Annotated in this window: 14 protein-coding genes; 8 read left to right on the plus strand and 6 right to left on the minus strand. The window is 71.1% G+C overall.

Going from position 1 to position 17,565, the window contains the following annotated elements:
- Positions 1 to 42: 42 nt before the first annotated feature.
- Positions 43 to 1,998: a BTAD domain-containing putative transcriptional regulator gene (locus AB0J90_RS24420; RefSeq protein ID WP_363599438.1), complete on the minus strand. Its 1,956-nt coding sequence runs from the start codon at positions 1,996 to 1,998 to the stop codon at positions 43 to 45.
- 306 nt (positions 1,999 to 2,304) lie between these two features.
- Between AB0J90_RS24420 and AB0J90_RS24425 the strand changes: the two genes are divergently transcribed.
- Positions 2,305 to 3,699: an FAD-binding oxidoreductase gene (locus AB0J90_RS24425; protein WP_363599440.1), complete on the plus strand. Its 1,395-nt coding sequence runs from the start codon at positions 2,305 to 2,307 to the stop codon at positions 3,697 to 3,699.
- 121 nt (positions 3,700 to 3,820) lie between these two features.
- Here AB0J90_RS24425 and AB0J90_RS24430 read toward each other — a convergent pair whose 3' ends face one another.
- Entirely contained in the window at positions 3,821 to 4,696 is an 876-nt protein-coding gene (locus AB0J90_RS24430; RefSeq protein ID WP_363599442.1) for an NAD(P)-binding domain-containing protein, read from the minus strand.
- A 111-nt stretch (positions 4,697 to 4,807) separates the two neighbouring features.
- Here AB0J90_RS24430 and AB0J90_RS24435 point away from each other — a divergent pair, with 111 nt between their 5' ends.
- Entirely contained in the window at positions 4,808 to 5,407 is a 600-nt protein-coding gene (locus AB0J90_RS24435) for a TetR/AcrR family transcriptional regulator (RefSeq protein ID WP_363599444.1), read from the plus strand.
- A gap of 103 nt (positions 5,408 to 5,510) precedes the next feature.
- Here the strand turns inward: AB0J90_RS24435 and AB0J90_RS24440 are convergent, their stop codons facing one another.
- The 3 genes from AB0J90_RS24440 to AB0J90_RS24450 form a co-directional block, all read right to left on the minus strand.
- The gene (locus AB0J90_RS24440) at positions 5,511 to 6,596 is read right to left on the minus strand and encodes a Gfo/Idh/MocA family oxidoreductase (RefSeq protein WP_363599446.1); all 1,086 of its coding nucleotides are present in this window, start codon (positions 6,594 to 6,596) and stop codon (positions 5,511 to 5,513) included.
- 41 nt (positions 6,597 to 6,637) lie between these two features.
- Positions 6,638 to 8,470 carry a gamma-glutamyltransferase gene (gene ggt, locus AB0J90_RS24445; RefSeq protein ID WP_363599448.1) on the minus strand — a complete coding sequence of 611 codons (1,833 nt, stop codon included), beginning with the start codon at positions 8,468 to 8,470 and terminating at the stop codon, positions 6,638 to 6,640.
- Between the two features lie 109 nt (positions 8,471 to 8,579).
- Positions 8,580 to 9,206, minus strand: coding sequence for a M23 family metallopeptidase (locus AB0J90_RS24450; RefSeq protein WP_363599450.1), 627 nt, complete (start codon positions 9,204 to 9,206; stop codon positions 8,580 to 8,582).
- Between the two features lie 310 nt (positions 9,207 to 9,516).
- Between AB0J90_RS24450 and AB0J90_RS24455 the strand changes: the two genes are divergently transcribed.
- The 5 genes from AB0J90_RS24455 to AB0J90_RS24475 all read left to right on the plus strand — a co-directional run bounded on the left by AB0J90_RS24455 (position 9,517) and on the right by AB0J90_RS24475 (position 14,908).
- Positions 9,517 to 10,800: an ABC transporter substrate-binding protein gene (locus AB0J90_RS24455; RefSeq protein WP_363599452.1), complete on the plus strand. Its 1,284-nt coding sequence runs from the start codon at positions 9,517 to 9,519 to the stop codon at positions 10,798 to 10,800.
- Positions 10,801 to 10,880: 80 nt separating this feature from the next.
- Positions 10,881 to 11,792 (plus strand): sugar ABC transporter permease, encoded by a 912-nt coding sequence (locus AB0J90_RS24460; RefSeq protein WP_363599529.1) that lies wholly within the window; start codon positions 10,881 to 10,883, stop codon positions 11,790 to 11,792.
- The gene (locus AB0J90_RS24465; RefSeq protein ID WP_363599454.1) at positions 11,792 to 12,631 is read left to right on the plus strand and encodes a carbohydrate ABC transporter permease; all 840 of its coding nucleotides are present in this window, start codon (positions 11,792 to 11,794) and stop codon (positions 12,629 to 12,631) included. The genes AB0J90_RS24460 and AB0J90_RS24465 overlap by 1 nt, the downstream gene beginning before the upstream one ends.
- Before the next feature lie 6 nt (positions 12,632 to 12,637).
- On the plus strand, positions 12,638 to 13,846 hold the full coding sequence (gene ugpC / locus AB0J90_RS24470) for a sn-glycerol-3-phosphate ABC transporter ATP-binding protein UgpC (protein ID WP_363599456.1): 1,209 nt from the start codon (positions 12,638 to 12,640) through the stop codon (positions 13,844 to 13,846).
- Between the two features lie 177 nt (positions 13,847 to 14,023).
- Positions 14,024 to 14,908: a DMT family transporter gene (locus AB0J90_RS24475; RefSeq protein WP_363599458.1), complete on the plus strand. Its 885-nt coding sequence runs from the start codon at positions 14,024 to 14,026 to the stop codon at positions 14,906 to 14,908.
- A 119-nt stretch (positions 14,909 to 15,027) separates the two neighbouring features.
- Here the strand turns inward: AB0J90_RS24475 and AB0J90_RS24480 are convergent, their stop codons facing one another.
- Positions 15,028 to 15,489 (minus strand): Hsp20/alpha crystallin family protein, encoded by a 462-nt coding sequence (locus tag AB0J90_RS24480; protein WP_363599460.1) that lies wholly within the window; start codon positions 15,487 to 15,489, stop codon positions 15,028 to 15,030.
- Between the two features lie 515 nt (positions 15,490 to 16,004).
- On the opposite strand from AB0J90_RS24480, the gene AB0J90_RS24485 reads away from it, so the two are divergent.
- The gene (locus AB0J90_RS24485; RefSeq protein WP_363599462.1) at positions 16,005 to 17,546 is read left to right on the plus strand and encodes a glycosyltransferase family 39 protein; all 1,542 of its coding nucleotides are present in this window, start codon (positions 16,005 to 16,007) and stop codon (positions 17,544 to 17,546) included.
- Positions 17,547 to 17,565 lie beyond the last annotated feature (19 nt).

Here is a 17,565-nt window from a genome sequence, read left to right on the forward strand (position 1 = left end):
CGGCGAGCGGTCGCCCGCGCCCGCGTACCGCCGACGTGACGCTCAGCGGGCGGCAGGCACGCGCTCGGCGGCCCAACGGTCGGCCGGTGCGATCGAGGGAAGATCCGCGTACGGGCTGAACGCCCACACCGGGTCCACCGCCGTGGTTCCGTACCCGCGAGCCAGCCGTGCCAGCGCCTCCTCGCGTTGGGCCGGCTCGCAGGCCAGCAGCGCCTTGCGACGGGCGAACCACCTGACCACGCTCTGGTAGCGGTAGCGCTGGTACGGCCCGGCCTCGACCAGGTGGGCGTCGGCGAGCGACTCCATCACCCGCTCGGCCTCGTACGGCGGCAGGTCGAGCAGCGCGGCGACGGCGGCGAGGTCGAGGTCCGGCCGGTCCGGCAGCGCGGCGAGGCAGAACGCCGTCGCCTGCCGCGGGTCGAGTTGCCGGTACGCGCGTTCGAACGGCACCTCGACCGTGATGCAGTCCTCGTGCAGAGCCACCGGCTGGCGGATCTCGACCCGCAGCCGATCCTCGATCGCCGCCACGCTCCACTCGGGCCGGGCGGCCAGCCGCGCGGCGGCGAGTCGAACGGCGAGCGGAAGGTGGGAGCAGATCTCGGCGTAACGCCGCGCCGGACCCGGTTCCGCGCGTACGCGGTCGGTGCCGGCGACCCGCTCCATCAGGGCCAACGACTCGTCCGGGCGGAACACGTCGACGGTCGACCACCGCGCGACGGGCAGCCCCGCCATCCGGCGCCCCGCGGTGACGATGACCGCACTGCCCGGACTCGCCGGCAGCAGGTGGCGCAGTTGCTCGGCGTCCCGCGCGTGGTCGAGCACCATCAGCACCCGCCGGCCGTCGAGCACCGTACGCCACAGCGCCGCCCGCTCGGCCAGGGAATCGGGCTGGCTGTCAGGCGCCACCCCGTACGCCCGCAGGAACGTGCCCAGTGCCTGCCGCGGCTCGACCGGTTCCTCGTCGGGGCCGCGCAGGTCGAGGTAGAGCTGCCCGTCCGGGAACCGGTCCCGGACCGCGTGTGCGGCGTGCACGGCGAGCGTGCTGGTGCCCACCCCGGCCAGGCCGACGAGGCCGACGACCGGGGTGTGGTCCACCGAGGTCAGCGTGGTGGTGAGGGTGCGCATGATCTCGGCCCGCCCGGTGAAGTCGGCGAGGTCGGCCGGCAGCTGCGCGGGGATCGCCGGCCCGGCCAGGATCGGTGCGGCCGGCGATTGTTGCCGGTCGGCCGGCCCGAGCAGCGCCGGGTCACCGGTCAGGATGCGCTGGTGCAGGTCCTGCAACGCCCGGCCGGGGTCCAGCCCGAGTTCGTCGCCGAGCAGCCGCCGGACCTCCCGGTAGTTGGCCAGGGCGTCGGCCTTGCGGCCGGACCGGTACAGGGCGAGGATCAGCAGCTGTCGCAGGCGTTCACAGAGCGGTTCGTCGGCCACCAGGGCGGACAACTCGGTCACCGCGTCGGTGTGCCGGCCCAGGTCGAGATCGATCGCCTGCCGGTCCTCGATCGCGCTGCGCCGCAGGTTTTCCAGCCGGATGCCCTGACTCTGCGCGTACGGGCCGGGCACCCCGGCGAGGGCCGAACCCTGCCACAGCGCGTCCGCCGCGCGCAGCGACGCCGCCGCACCCGCCAGGTTGCCGTCGGCGCGGTCGGCCTCCGCCCCGGCGACCAACTCCCGGAACCGCCGGTAGTCGAGTTGTTCCGGATCGACCCGCAGCGCGTAACCGCCACCCACGGACTCGATCGGACCCGCCAGGTCCGGGTCTCCGGACGCCAGGACCCGGCGCAGCCGGTACAGATAGGTGCGTACGGTGCCGCTGGCCGCGCGGGGTGGGTCGACGTCCCACAGCGCGTCGATGAGTTCGGTGATCGTGGCCTGGCTGCCCTCCCGCAGCAGGAGCGCGGCGAGCACCGCCCGCTGCTGCGGAGAGCCGAGGTCCAGCTCGACGTCGCCGCGCCAGGCCCTTACCGGGCCCAGCACCGTGAACCGCGGCTGGTGTCTCATCGCCATCCCATCACCGGTCGAGTACGTGGCTCGGTCGAGCCTATCCGGTCCGGCAACGGCTGATGATCATCGTCGGCGGACGGCCGCCCCGAGCGACCGCATGCCGATCGGCGGCCGCACCGATTCCGGCGCCGTCGACAACACGTCGACAGCACGTCGACCGGATGTCGACACCGGCTGACCTGCAATGGGTGGGCAGCCCGGCGTCGGTCGGGCCGGTATCGACCGTTCAGAAGGGCCGTACCTCCCGTGACCTCCACGACTTCTCCTGTCAACCACCCGACTCCCGATCCGGACCCGACCGGCGTGGCGCAGCCCGTGCGGCTGGACGCGAACGCGGTCGACCGGTTGCGCGCCCGCGTCGCCGGACCGGTGCTCCTGCCCGGCGACGACGACTTCGCCGGTGAGTTGGCCACCTACAACCTGACCGTGGTGCACCGGCCGGCGGTGGTCGTCGGCGCCAGCGGACCCGAGGACGTACGGGCGGCGGTCCGGTTCGCGACCGACCACGGCCTTGCGGTGGCGGTCCTCGCCGCAGGTCACGGCAGCTCCGTACCCTCCGACGGCGCGGTCCTCGTCACCGTCCGGCGGATGCAGGCGCTCACCGTCGACGCCACCGCCCGCACGGCGCGGGTGGAGGCCGGCGTCCGCTGGGCCGAGGTGATCGAGCAGGCCGGCAAGTTCGGGCTGGCCCCGCTGAACGGCTCCTCACCGACGGTGTCGGTGATCGGCTACACCCTCGGCGGCGGACTCGGCCCGATGGGCCGCGCCTACGGCTACGCCGCCGACCACGTACGCAGCCTCGACGTGGTCACCGCCGACGGTGAAATCCGGCACGTGACCGCCGAGACCGAACCCGACCTGTTCTGGGCGCTGCGCGGCGCGAAGGGCAACTTCGGTGTGGTCACCGCGATCGAGTTCGACCTGTTCCCGGTCGCCCGCCTCTACGGCGGCGGCCTGTTCTTCCCCGGCGAGCAGGCCGTCGAGGTGCTGTACCGGTACGCCGAGTGGACCGCGGACCTGCCCGAGGAGATGACCTCCTCGGTCGGTCTGCTGCACCTGCCACCGCTGCCGTTCGTGCCCGAGCCACTGCGGGACCGGCTCGTCGTCCACGTCCGGATCGCCTACCTCGGCACCGCCGCCGAGGGGGAGCGGCTGGTCGCCCCGCTGCGCGACCTCGGTCCCCGGATCATCGACACCGTGGCCGAGATGCCGTACACCGCGATCGCGTCCGTACACGCCGACCCGGTGGACCCGCTGCCGCTGTACGAGAGCGGGGCACTGCTGCGGGAACTGACCCCGGAGACGATCGACACCATCCTCGCTTTCGCCGGCCCGGAGGCCGACTCGCCGTTGGTCCTGACCGAGGTGCGGCACCTCGGCGGTGCGCTGGGGCGGCCGCCCGCGCAGCCCAACGCGGTCGGCAACCGGGACGCCGCGTACTCGTTCTTCGCCGTCGCGGCCGGCGGCCCGCCGCAGGCGCGGGCACTGGTCGACTACCAGCGCGACTTCGTCGACCACCTCACGCCGTGGACCACCGGCCGGCGCTACCTGAACTTCATGTTCGCCCACGACACCACCCCGGACCAGGTGCGGCACGCGTTCGATCCGGAAACCTACCGCCGGCTCGGTGCGCTGAAGAAGCGGTACGACCCGGCCAACACCTTCCGGATCAACCACAACATCCCGCCGGTCGGCTGAACCCCGACAGACCCGCCTCGGGGCGCGTCGTCCACGGGGGAGGACAACGCGCTCCGAGGCGGGTCGAAGGACCTCCTACGTGATTCATTCCGAAACCAGGGGCCGGCCAGCGGCCCAGCTTCTAGGCCGTCGTCTTCTTCATCAGTTGCACCAGGCTGGAGAAACTGTCGGTCGCGTGTCCGGCGTCCATCCCGCGCCGGAATATGTCGACGACGGCGGCGGGAAGGGCGGTGTCGACGCCCGCGTCGGCGTTGGTGTGCAGCACGTGTTCGACGCTGGCCATGCCCATCGCCAGGCGGTCGACGTCGCCGCCGTGCTCGCCGGCGTCGATGCGCGCCGAATAGAAGGACAGGAAGCTCGGCATCGACGTCATGGTCTCGGTGGCGTGCGGCAGCACGTCAGCCGCGCTGAGGCCGTTGGCGGCGGCGAGGGCGACGGCCTGCCAGTAGCCGAGCATGGACGTCCAGAACATGACCATGCCGATCTGGTAGAACAGCGCCGCCAGTCCGGGGTCCTCACCGCGGAAGTCCGTGCCGCTGAGAACTTCGAGGGTGGGGCGGTGCGACTCGAAGGGTGCGCGAGGCCCGCTGTAGAAGGTGGACGACTCGGGGTGTCCGATGCCGGCTGGCGGAACGGTGACCCCACCGGTGAGGTGGATCCCGCCGTGCTCGGTGACCCACCGGGCTCCCGCGCGGGTCTTCTCCGGGGTGTCGGAGCTGAGGTTGACCAGCACTCGGCCGGTAAGGGCGTGTGACGCCGGTTCCAGCACGGCGTACATCGCGTCGTAGTCGGTGAGGCTTAGGATCACCAGCTCGTTGGCCGCCAGCGCCTCCTCGACGCTGCCCGCGAGGACGGCCCCGCGCTCGACCAGGGCGTCGGCGCGGGACGCGGTGCGGTTCCAGACGGTGACCCGGTGGCGCTTGTCCAGGAAGGCGTGGACCATCGCCTGCCCCATCGGGCCCAGTCCGATGACGGTCACGGGCTGCTTGCTGTTCACGGTGACGACCTCCGTAAGACGCGTGGCGGCTAGAACGAACGCTCTATTTAGGGAGCGGACAGAAACGTAGCACACCTCTAAAACGAACGTTCTAACTAGTAGACTGTGCGCATGGACCAGACCAGCACCCGAGACCGGATCGTCATCGCCGCCTCGCGACTCATCCAGCGCCAGGGCTATGTCGGCACGGGCATCAAGCAGATCGCCAAGGAGGCGCAGGCCACGCTCGGGTCGGTCTACCACTTCTTCCCCGACGGAAAGGAAGCCGTCGGAGTCGCCGCGATCAAGCACGGCGACCAGGAATTCGCGGCTGTCCTCCGCGAAGCGCTGGACAGCGAGCAGGACCCGAGCGCGGCCGTAGCGGCCTGCACCCGGCAGCTCGCCGACTCGCTGCGCGAGTCCGGCTGGATCGACGGCTGCCCGGTCACCGCGGCCGCGCTGGAGACACTGGGCACCGACTCGGAGATCCAGCGGGCGTGCGCGGCCGCGCTGCGCAACTGGGAACGGTTGGTCTACGACAAGCTGCTGCACTCGGGGCTACGCGCCGAGGACGCCCGGGACCTGGCAACCACGATCATCAGCACCCTGGAAGGCGCCGAAGTGACGGCCCAGGTCAACCGCAGCGAAGAGCCCCTGTGGGCGGCTGGCCGGCAGCTTGCCCGCCTGGTCGGCACGTACGAAGTCGCCCCGTCCGTGGCCCAGACTCCATGACCACCTGGTCTCCAGGAGCCTCAGGGCACGGCGGTCCTCCTGCGGTGGCCACGCCCAGACGACGCTTTTCGTGCCCGCCGGTACGGCAGCGCGCTGTGGACGGCTATCCGGCCCATGCCTCCTTCACGGTGACCACCGGGCGGCCGGTGCGTACCGACTCCTCGATGGCGAGGCTGAGCAGGTGGTCCTGGCAGGCTTCGGCGAGCGGGTACGGCGCCGCTGCCTGCTCCCGTGCCCAGGCGCCGGTACGGGCCACGATGTCGGCCACCGCGAGATCGTCGTCGGACAGTCCGCTGCCGACGAACGGGTTCCGGTAGACCACGCGCCCATCGAAGCTGATGTGCTTCAGGTCGCGTCCCTCCAGGTTGAGGTCGACCCCGGTCTGGCGGCGTACCAGCGACGACTCCACCGGGGTGGTCGGGTCGACCAGCCGGACGACATGGTCGTCGACGATCTCGCCGAGCGAGCCACGGATGGTCAGCCGCCGGGCCCGCAGCGGGTTCCACCACTGGTTGTCGGTGAAGTCGTACAGCCCCATCCGGCCGCCGAAGTCGATGGTCGCCAGCGTGGTGGACAGTTGCCGGGGTGTGTCGTCGCCGCTCCAGCCGTCCGGGGACAGGGGATCGGCCAGCGGAGCGACGAAGGCTCGCGCGTTGACCTCGGCGGCGTCGTAGCCGACGCCGAGCAGGCCGCGGATGAGCGAGACCGCATGGTAGAGATGCGTCGACGAGATCTGTACGGAGGTCGGCTCGCCGATCACCCCGGCGCGGACCAGTTCGAGCCGGGCGGCGTGTCCCGGCATCAGCAGGTACTGCTCGGCGACCTGGACCAGCCCGCTCGCTCCCACGTCCGACCAGAGCGACCGCAGCCCGTCCAGGTCGGGTGCGGGCGGGGTCTCGGCGAGTACGGGCACACCGGCGGCGACCAGTTCCCGGGTCGCCGCCGGGGTCACCGCCCACGGCACCGACACGATGACGAAGTCCGGCCGCTCGTGCGCGAGCAGTTCGGCGGTGGAGCGGAAGGTCGGTACGCCCCACTCCGCCGCCACCTCGCCGCCCCGCTGTGCGGTACGGGTGACCACACCGGTGACCCGCAACCGGTCGGGCAGCAACCGGGCCAGCCGCAGGAAGAACAGCGACCGCCAGCCGCTGCCGACCAAACCGAAGCGGGTCTGTGTAACCGCTGTCATCCGGACTCCCCACTCGGCGGGCTGATCTTGGCAGTCACACCCTAACGGCCGGGCTGGACCACCGCCGCCGCCCCGCCACCGCGCCGTACCGGTTCCGCCGACGCCACGAAGCCGTGCCGCCCGGTCAGTTCGACGGCGGTCGCGGCGCCCAGTTCGGCCGTGCTCGTGAACGGCGGATGCCCGTACGCGGTGAGCGCCGCGCCGTACCCGGTGACGAAGGCCGGTTCGGCCTGCGGTGCCGCGCTGTTGCGCTGCGACGCCCGTGGCGCGGCCATCGCCTCGGGCAGCGACATGCCCAGGTCGATCCGGTTGACGAGCATCTGCAGCACGGTGGTGATGATCGTGGCGCCACCGGGGCTGCCGAGCGCGAGGAACGGGCGGCCGTCGTCGAGCACGATCGTCGGCGACATGGAGCTGCGCGGACGCTTGCCCGGCGCGGGCAGGTTCGGGTCCGGGGCGGCACCCGGCGTCTGCGCGAAGGTGAAGTCGGTCAGCTCGTTGTTGAGCAGGAAGCCGCGCCCGGGCACCACCATCGCGTTGCCGCCGGTCTGTTCGATCGTCAGCGTGTACTCGACCACGTTGCCCCAACGGTCGGCCACGGTCAGGTTCGTGGTGCTCTGACCGGGGTGGCCCTCGGCACCGGTCGTGGCGGTCGCGCACCCGTCGTAGCGGCCGTCGGGGGCACCGGGCAGGACCGGCTTCTGCGCGGCCCGGGCGGGGTCGATCCGGCAGGCCCGCTCGGCCGCGTACCGGTCGCTCAGGAGTTCTCCGAGCACCCGCTGCGACGTGTCGTCACCGACGTACCGGTTGCGGTCGGCGTACGCGAGCGCGCTCGCCTCCAGGTAGTGGTGCAGTGCCTCGGTCACCGTCATCGTGGACAGGTCGAACCGCTCCAGGATGTTGAGCGCCTCGCCGACGGCGACACCGCCACTGGACGGCGTCGACATGCCGTACACGTCGTAGCCGCGGTAGTCGGACCGGGTCGGCGCGGGGAACCGTACGTCGTACCGGGCGAGGTCGGCCCGGGTCATACCGCCCGGTCGGATCGGGAACTGCCACGGCACGCTCGGGGTGCCGGCGACCGGCGGGCGTTGCACGGTCGCCACGATGTCCGCGCCGATCTGGCCCTCGTAGAACACGTCGACACCGCGCCGGGAGATCTGCCGGTAGGTGTCGGCCAGGTCGCGGTTGCGCTGCGTCGAACCGACCGCCGGTGGCTGCCCGCCCGGCAGGTAGAGCTTGCGGGTCGCGTCGAACTGGGCGAACGCCGCCGCGTTGTCGCTGACCTGCTGGCGGAACGTCGCGTCGACGGTGAACCCGCGTTCGGCGACGTCGGCGGCCGGGGCGAGCGCGGTGGACAGGGACCGACTGCCCCACTTGCGCAGCGCCTCGTGCCAGGTCAGGAGCGTCCCCGGTACGCCGACCGAGAGCCCGCTCACCCGGGCCTCCTGGAAGCTGTAGGGCGCGTCGGTGGCCGGGTCGACGAACGAGTCCTCCCGCATCGACGCGGGCGCCGACTCCCGCCCGTCGATGGTGTGCACCCGCTTGGTGCGCGCGTCGTAGTAGACGAAGAACCCGCCACCGCCGATGCCGGCCGAGAACGGCTCGGTCACGCCGAGCGTCGCGGCGGCGGCCACGGCCGCGTCGACCGCGTTGCCACCGCGTCGCAGGACGTCGATGCCGACCGCCGTCGCGGTCGGGTCGACGGTGGACACCGCGCCGCCGTACCCCTGCGCGGTCGGCGCCTTCGCCGGTTCGCCGGGGTGGCCGGCGGTGCCCGCACCGGCACTTGCCGGCGCCGCGGCGCCCTGCCAGGCGACCACGGTGACGGCGGCGACCGCCACCCGGACCAGTGTCGTCACCGTGCGCGTCATCGACCCTCCACGAATCGGCCTGTGTCTCTCCGACAGCGTAGTGACGGTCAACCGCAAACCGCACCCTCTGCGGCGCTACGGCCGAACGATCGTCGGGAGTGGGCCAGCGTCAGCCGCAGTTGTTGCTCGTACGCCTGACCGTGTATTCGGCGTCGTCGCTGGTGATGCCGGACGGCGTACCGTCGAAATGGGTCTCGACCTTCTCCCAGCCCCGGCGCTGCTCGTAGTGCAGGTGCGGTGCGCCGGAGTTGCCCGTGCTGCCGACCCGCCCGATCCGATCGCCCTGCGCCACCCGCTGGCCGACCTCCACCGACGGCGGTTCGAGCAGGTGGAGGTACTGCGTCTCCCACTTGCCACCGTGGTCGATCTTCACCCAGTAACCGCCGCCACGTCCGCGCGGGCCGTCCGGGTTGTCGGGCGTACGCCCGCCGAGGGAGCCGTTGATCCCGGCCTCGGTGATCGTGCCGGCGTACGAGGCGAGCACCGGTTGCCCCCACGCCTCGCCCTCGGTCGGGAACAGGTCGACGTCGTAGTCGTCATGGCCGGGATAGGTGCCGAGCTGCCAGGTCTCGCCGCAGGCGACGGGGAGTTGGAACAGCGGGCGGGGCCCTGCCGGCCGCAGCATCGGCACGACGACCAGGGCGACGGCGAGGATGGCCGCGACGGCGGTGAGCACGAGGACCACACGGGCGGTGCGGCCGGAGAGGCGGCGTCTGGTCGGGTCGCCGGTCGTCACCTCCCGAGCATGGCAGACGAGGACAAGTCACGATCCCGGACAGCGCGCACCCCGTCGGAGGCGACGGCGTCGATCGATGTCCGAAGGTCGACCGTGTCGGCTGGATGACCAGCATGTTTCGTGGAGTTGCCCCGGGGGCAGTGAGATCGCGCGACAGCCCATCGACCCGGCCCGTCAGCGACATCGGCCGGGGGCGGTGTCGTTTCGCCGTGCGCCGGGCGCGGATGGTGTCCCGGCCGTCATGGAAGGAGGCGCGCGATGAGCGTTCACAGTGGTACGACGACCGCTCGGGCCGGTACGGGGTGCTGGCATGAGTGACCCAGACCGGGCCCGACCCGGACGGTTCCGGCTCGGAGCGGCGGCCCTCGGGCTGGCCCTGCTGGCCCCGTTGGCGGCCTGCGGTTCCGACACCGGCGGGGACGGCGGCGTGCCCACCGTCAACCTCTACTACCCGCCGGAGCAGAACCTGCAGAAGGTGGTCGACGACTGCAACGCGCAGGCCGGCGGGCGGTACCGGATCGCGTACCGGATCCTGCCTCGGGCGGCCGACGACCAGCGGGTGCAACTGGTCCGCCGGTTGGCCGCCGAGGACACCGGTATGGACGTACTCGGGCTGGACGTGACCTGGACCCAGGAGTTCGCCAGCGCCGGCTGGCTGCGGGAGTGGACCGGTGAACAGCGGGCCGAGGCGGAGCGGGGCACCCTGGCCAAGCCGCTGGAGACCGCCCGGTACGAGGACAAGCTGTTCGCCGCGCCGAAGAACACGAACGTGCAACTGCTGTGGTACCGATCCGACCTGGTCGACCAGCCGCCTCGTACCTGGGACGAGATGATCGAGACGGCGCAGCAGCTCAAGTCGCGTGGCGGGCCGTACCGGGTGATCACCATGGGCGCGCAGTACGAGGGCCTGGTGGTCCTCTACAACACCCTGGTCGCCAGCGCCGGAGGACAGATCCTCAACGAGGAGGGGACCAAGGCCGTCTTCGACGGCGGCGCGGTCCGGGCACTGGAGGTGCTGCGTCGGTTCGCCACCGCGGGCATCACCACCCCGTCGTTCTCGAACACGATCGAGGACCAGGCCCGGCTGGAGTTCCAGTCCGGCGGCGGGGCCTTCCAGATCAACTGGCCGTTCGTCTACCCGGCCATGCAGGAGGCCGACCCGGAGCTGGCCAAGAAGGTCAAGTGGGCGCGCATCCCCGGCGTGGACCCGCAGACCCCGAGCCGGGTGACCATCGGCGGGGTGAACCTCGCGGTCAGCCGCTACTCGCGCCACCCGGCCGAGTCCTTCGCGGCGGCGAGCTGCCTGCGCAGCGCCGAGCACCAGAAGTTCTCCGCGATCAACGACGGCGTACCGCCCACGATCGAGAGTGTCTACGCCGACCCGGAGATGGCGCAGGCGTACCCGATGCGCGACACCATCCTCGAGGAGCTGAGGGACGCGGCGACCCGACCGCGCAGCCCCGCCTACCAGAACATCTCCACGGTGCTGTCGGCGACGCTCTCCCCACCGAGCGGCATCCGACCCGAGCAGACCGCCGACCGGTTGCGGGACGCGGCACAGGACGCGCTGGAGTCCAAGGGGGTACTGCCGTGAGCCGACCCGACACCGACACCGACACCGCCCCGGACCGGACCGGTTCCGGGAAGGCACAACGGGGTGGTTCGCCGGGCCGGATCCCGGCACAGCGCGGCGGGCGGGCGCCACTGAGCGAGGGCAAGCGGGCCGAACGCCGGCTCGCCTGGCTGCTCTGCGCCCCGGCGGCGTTCGTGATGCTCGCGGTCACCGCGTACCCGATCCTCTATTCGGTCTGGTTGTCGCTGCAACGCTTCGACCTCAAGTTCCCGGACCAGCGGGAGTTCGTCGGGCTCGCCAACTACGCCACCGTGCTGACCAACGAGTACTGGTGGACGGCCTTCGGCGTGACGATGCTGATCACGGTGGTGACGGTCGCGGTCGAGCTGGTGCTCGGGATGGGACTGGCCATCGTCATGCACCGGACCATCGTCGGCCGCGGGCTGGTCCGCACCGCGGCCCTGATCCCGTACGGAATCGTCACCGTCGTCGCGGCCTTCTCCTGGCGGTACGCCTGGACGCCGGGCACGGGTTACCTGGCCACCCTGTTCGGCGAGGGTGCGCCGTTGACCGAGCGGGCGAGCGCGCTCGGGATCATCATGCTGGCCGAGATCTGGAAGACGACCCCGTTCATGGCGCTGTTGCTGATGGCGGGGCTGGCCCTGGTGCCCGAGGACCTGCTCAAGGCGGCGTCGATGGACGGCGCCACCGGCTGGCAGCGCTTCACCAAGGTGATGCTGCCGGTGATGAAACCGGCGATCCTGGTCGCCCTGCTGTTCCGGACCCTGGACGCGTTCCGCGTCTTCGACAACATCTTCGTGCTGACCGCCGGATCGAACGAGACCTCGTCCGTCAGCATGCTGGCCTACAACAACCTGATCAGAGGGTTGAACCTCGGCATCGGTTCGACCATGTCGGTGCTCATCTTCCTGACCGTGGCGATCATCGCGTTCGTCTTCGTGAAACTGTTCGGCACCGCTGCCCCGGGCAGCACCGACGAGGGGAGGCGCTGATGGCGGCCGCCGACACGACCGTCGCGGCGAAATGGCGGTGGGGACTGCTGGACCTGGTCGTGGTGGTCTTCGCGCTGGTCCCGGTGCTCTGGATCGCCTCGCTGTCGTTCAAGACCACCGGTACGCTCACCGACGGCAATTTCATTCCCCGTGAATGGACGCTGGACAACTACCGGACCATCTTCGCCACCGACCAGTTCGTCCGGGCGCTGGCGAACTCGATCGGGATCGCGTTGATCGCGACGGCGATCGCCGTGGTGCTCGGCACGATGGCCGCGTACGCGGTCGCCCGGCTCGACTTCCCCGGCAAGAAGCTGCTCGTCGGGGTCTCCCTGCTGATCGCGATGTTTCCGCAGGTGTCGCTGGTATCGCCGCTGTTCGAGATCGAGCGGTCGCTGGGACTGTTCGACACCTGGCCGGGCCTGATCCTGCCGTACATCACGTTCGCGCTGCCGCTGGCCATCTACACCCTCTCGGCGTTCTTCAAGCAGATTCCGTGGGACCTGGAGAAGGCGGCCAAGATGGACGGCGCGACCCAGGGACAGGCGTTCCGGCGGGTGATCGCACCACTGGCCGCGCCCGGGGTGTTCACCACCGCGATCCTGGTCTTCATCTTCTGCTGGAACGACTTCCTGTTCGCGATCTCGCTCACCTCCACCGAGCGGTCCCGTACGGTGCCGGTCGCGTTGTCGTTCTTCACGGGTGAGTCGCAGTTCGAGGACCCGACCGGGGCGATCTGCGCGGCCGCGGTCGTGATCACCATTCCGATCATTTTGTTCGTGCTGTTCTTCCAGCGTCGCATCGTGTCCGGTCTGACCTCCGGCGCAGTCAAGGGGTGAATTGCAGTGGCTGACATCGTGCTGGACAAGGTGAGCAAGAAATTCCCGGACGGGACTGTGGCGGTCCACGACGTCGACCTGGAGATCGCCGACGGCGAGTTCGTGATCCTGGTCGGCCCGTCGGGCTGCGGCAAGTCGACCACCCTGAACATGATCGCCGGGCTGGAGGACATCAGCGGCGGCGAACTGCGGATCGGTGGCCAGCGGGTCAACGACAAGGCACCCCGGGACCGGGACATCGCGATGGTGTTCCAGTCGTACGCCCTCTACCCGAACATGACGGTCCGGGAGAACATGGCGTTTCCGCTCCGGCTGGCGAAGCTGGACAAGGCGACCATCGAACGGAAGGTCGACGACGCGGCCCGGGTGTTGGAACTGACCGCGCTGCTGGACCGCAAGCCGGCGAACCTCTCCGGCGGACAGCGCCAGCGGGTCGCCATGGGCCGGGCCATCGTGCGCAGTCCGAAGGCGTTCCTGATGGACGAGCCGCTGTCCAACCTGGACGCGAAACTGCGGGTGCAGATGCGTACGGTGGTGTCCCGGTTGCAGAAGCAGCTCGGTACGACAACCGTCTACGTCACCCACGACCAGACCGAGGCGATGACGCTCGGTGACCGGGTAGTGATCATGCGGGCCGGGGCCGTGCAGCAGGTCGGTCCACCACAGGAGCTCTACGACCACCCGGTGAACCTGTTCGTCGCCGGCTTCATCGGCTCGCCGTCGATGAACTTCCTGCACGCCGAGGTGGCCGACGGGCGGCTGCGTACGGCCGTCGGCGAACTGCCGCTGGGCGACCGTCTCCGGCGTGAGCTGGAGGCGGCCGACGCGCCACGGAACCTGATCCTCGGTATCCGACCCGAACACTTCGAGGACGCGGCCCTGGTCGATGACGACACCCGGTCGCGGGGTGCGGAGTTCGAGGCGCCGGTCGACATCGTCGAGTCGATGGGCTCGGACAAGTACGTCTACCTCAGCGTCGAGGGGGAGCGGGCCACCGCGGCCGAGTTGGAGGAACTCGCCGCCGACGCGGGCGCGGAGGGCCTGGGCGGCGCGGGCGCCGACCTGGTGACCCGGCTGTCGGCGGAGTCGACGGTGGCCGAGGGCGAGAGCCGCCGGATCTGGTTCAACCTGGAGAAGATCCACCTGTTCGACCCGGCCGACGGTCGCAACCTCACCCTGCACGAGGGTCGGGCGGCGGGCGCGCTCGCCTCCTGACCGGCGACCTGCGAGATCACGAGGGGCTCGGCCGCCGCCGCGCGGGCCGAACCCCTCGTGATCCCCCGGATCGTTCCACCCGCGCCACGGAACTCGGCACCCGAGGCGCCGTCGATCACGTAGCGTCATTTGTGTGCGTACGGGATCAGGGGTGCCTCGTCGCGAGCGGGACGATCCGTGACGCCCCTCGCGATCCTGCTGGCCCTCTGCGCCGCCGCCTGCTTCGCCCTGGGAGCCGCCCTACAGCAACGCGCCGCCCGACGGGAACCGCCGCACCATACCTTCGATCCCCGGCTGTTCATGCGGCTGTTGCGCCGACCCACCTGGCTGCTGGGCAAGCTGCCCGACATCACCGGCACCCTGCTCCAGGCGGTCGCGCTCCGGTACGGTCCGCTGACCCTGGTCCAGCCGTTGCTGATCAGCGGGATGTTCCTGGCGATCCCGCTGGAGGCGGCGCTGGACCGCAGGCGCCCGCACCCCCGCGACGTCATAGCCGTCACCGCGTGCGTGATCGGGCTCGGCGCCTTCCTCATCGTCGCGCGCCCGCGGCCCGGTGTGCCCGAGCCGTCGGTGATGGCGTGGGTGGGGGTGGGGCTCGCCAGCGGCGCGGTGGTGGTGATCTGTCTCGCGCTCGCCCACCGTGCCACCAGCGCGCTGCGCGGCACCCTGCTCGGGGTCGCCACCGGGATCTTCTACTCCGGGGTGGCGGTCCTGCTGAAGGCGTTCACCGGACGGGTCTTCGCCGACCCGTTCTCGGCGCTCACCGACTGGCATCTCTACGCCCTGGTCCTGGTCGGTCTGGGTGGGGTGATGCTGAACCAGAACGCGTTCCAGAACGGCCCGCTCGCCGCACCGCTGACCGCGATCACCCTGGTCGACCCGGTTGCCAGCGTGGTGATCGGTGTGACCGCCTTCCACGAGACGCTGTCGATCAGCGGGTTGCGGTTGCTCATCGAGGTGCCCGCCGTACTCGCGATGATCTTCGGGATCTGGCTGGCCAGTACCCGCCCTGGTGGGCGGGGTGGCGGCGGTGAGAAACCCGGACCGAATCCCGACGACTGACAGCGTGCCGGTCAAGGTGGTCGGCTGGGCATCCCGAACGGGTGGGGTCTCGCGGGCGAACCGCCCGCGAGACCCACGGGTGTCGTGCCGTCGCGGCACGGCGCCCTTCGTCCGCTCGGTCAGGACCGGTCCACGGCAACCGCGTCGGTGGCGGAGCTGTTCAGTGCTGGGCCGCCGGCCGTACCGATCGGGATCCGCCGGGGCTTGGCCTGCTCGGCGACCGGGATCGTCAGGGTCAGCACGCCGTCCTGCCAGGTCGCGCTGACCCGGTCGAGGTCGAGCCCGTCGCCCAGGGTCAGCCGCCGCTCGAACGTGCCGGTGGCCCGCTCGCGCCGTACCCACTGGACGTCGGCGTCGGTACGGGCGCTGCGCTCGGCCCGGATGGTCAGGACCCGGCCGTCGACGTTCACGTCGACCGATCCGGGGTCGATGCCGGCGAGGTCGCAGTGCAGCACGAAGTGGTCACCGGATCGGTACAGGTCCATCGGCATCGCCATGGTCGCGCTGCTGCCGCCGCCGGCACCCAGCACCTGGCCGGCCAACCGGTCGAAGTCGCGGAAAGGATCGAAAGTCAGCACCACGCCAACCACCTCCTCGAGACTGCCCACCGGCGGATCCGGTGGGCGTGTGGCGCTCGGATTCCGAGGTCGCCCTGCCTCAGTGCGGTGGTCGATCACCGCACCCGTCAGGTGCGACAGTTAATTTTTTAGCACTCTCCCCCGGTGAGTGCCAACCCGTTCGGGCAAGAATTTTTGTCCCGGTCGCGATGCTGTGCCGGCGCCGGACACCGGTGCCCGCTCGACCGCTGGCGGCGCGCTCCGGTGCTGACCGGACCCTCGGGGCCGGGCCCGCCAGGCATCACCCGTTCGTGCGAAAGCGCACCGGTATCGGGTTGTACGGCCCTGCTTCCCCCGAATTCGCGGCCTTTCCGGGTACCCGCCTCACTACCATCCAGGTGACAGCCAGTGCCCGACCCGGCCCGCCGGGTGTGGGTGGTGCGCCCGGTACGACAACCTCGGAAGCCTGTCCCGGCACCGCTTGCCGGCGGCCTCGCCGTGGCCTTGACCGCCCGATCCGTAGGGAAGCGTGAGGCACGATGAAGGATGCGGAAACCGTAGTCATGCCCCGGCTCGCGGCGGACGTCGCGGCCGAGGATCCGTGGGGCGAGGACCGGGACGGGCAGGCACGCCGCACCGGCCGCGGCGGGCTCGGCCGTACCGTCGTGCACAGGCTCGGGGCGCGGGTAGCGCCATGGCTGGTGCCGGGACTGCTGATGGGCGGGCTGAGCGCGCGGGGAGTCGCCGCGCCCGGACTCTGGCAGGACGAACTCGCGACCTGGGGCATGGCCACCTCGACCTGGCGGGAGAACCTGTCCCCGCAGCGCTGGGTCGACGTCGCCGGCACCCCGTACCACCTGTTCATGCGGCTGTGGGTGGAGTACGTCGGCACCTCCGACCTGGCTCTGCGGGCACCCTCGATGCTGGCCATGACCGTCGCCGCGGCCCTCGTCGGGGTGCTGGGCGCGCGGCTGTTCACCCCGAGGATCGGACTGTTCGCCGGGGTGATCTTCGCGCTGCTGCCGACCTCGACCAGGTACGCGCAGGAGGCACGGCCGTACGCGTTCGCCCTGCTCGCCGCCGTACTCGCCACGCTGTTCCTGGTGCTCGCGATCAACCGGCCGAAGCACTGGAGGTTCGCGGCGTACGCGGTCGCGGTGGTGTTGCTCGGGCTGTCCCACGTCGTCGCGCTGGTGCTGCTCGCCGGGCACGGATGGGCGGTGCTCGCCTTCGGCCGGAAGCTGGCGTACCGGTGGCTGGCCGCGGCGGCCGCCGGTGTGCTGCCGGCGGTCGGGCTGCTCTGGCTCGGCTCCCGGTACGCGACCCGGATCAGCCGGTTCCCCGATACCGGTGGACAGTTGTTCACCGCCACCCCGAGAGAGCTGTTCGGTGCCACCGCCATCGGCCTGGTGCTGCTCGTGTTGGCGCTGTTCAGCCTCCCGCTGCGGTACTCCGCGGCCATCTACACCGCGTGGGCGGTGGTGCCGCTGCTCGTCCTGCTGCTCGTCGCGCAGGTGACGCCGGTGGGGTTGCCGCAGAGCCTGATCTTCACGCTCCCGGCCTGGGCCACGCTCGGCGCCGCCGCCCTCGGCCGGGCACCCGTCCAGTTGGGCCTGGCGGCCCTGGTCGCGTTCGGGTTGATCGGCCTGCCGGTGCAGGCCGCGTTCCGCGCGCCCGACGGCCACCGGCAGGCCACCCGCCAACTCGCCGCGATCGTCGACTCCGGCATGCGTGCTGGTGACGGTGTCGTCTACCGCTCGGCCGGTGGCGACGGGGGCTGGGACGGTCGGGGCGTACTCGCGCGTTACCTGTCGGACGACTGGCAGCCGGTCGACGTGCTCGCCACCGGCTCGGTACGCGTCGACGGCCAACTGCCGACCAGCGAGTGCGTCGACGTCGCACGGTGCCTCGGTGACACTCACCGGCTGTGGGTGGTGCGGGTCGGTGCGCTGACCGACCCGATCCACGACCTCGGCGACCGCAAGGAGTACGTGCTGCGTGCCCGGTACGAGGTGGCGCAGGTGTGGCGGCTGACCGGATTCACCCTGGCCCTGCTGGTCGACGAGCGGACCGCGGTCTGAGGGTCGGCATGGTCCTTCG

The organism is Micromonospora sp. NPDC049523, assembly GCF_040676775.1.
Lineage (GTDB): Bacteria > Actinomycetota > Actinomycetes > Mycobacteriales > Micromonosporaceae > Micromonospora_G.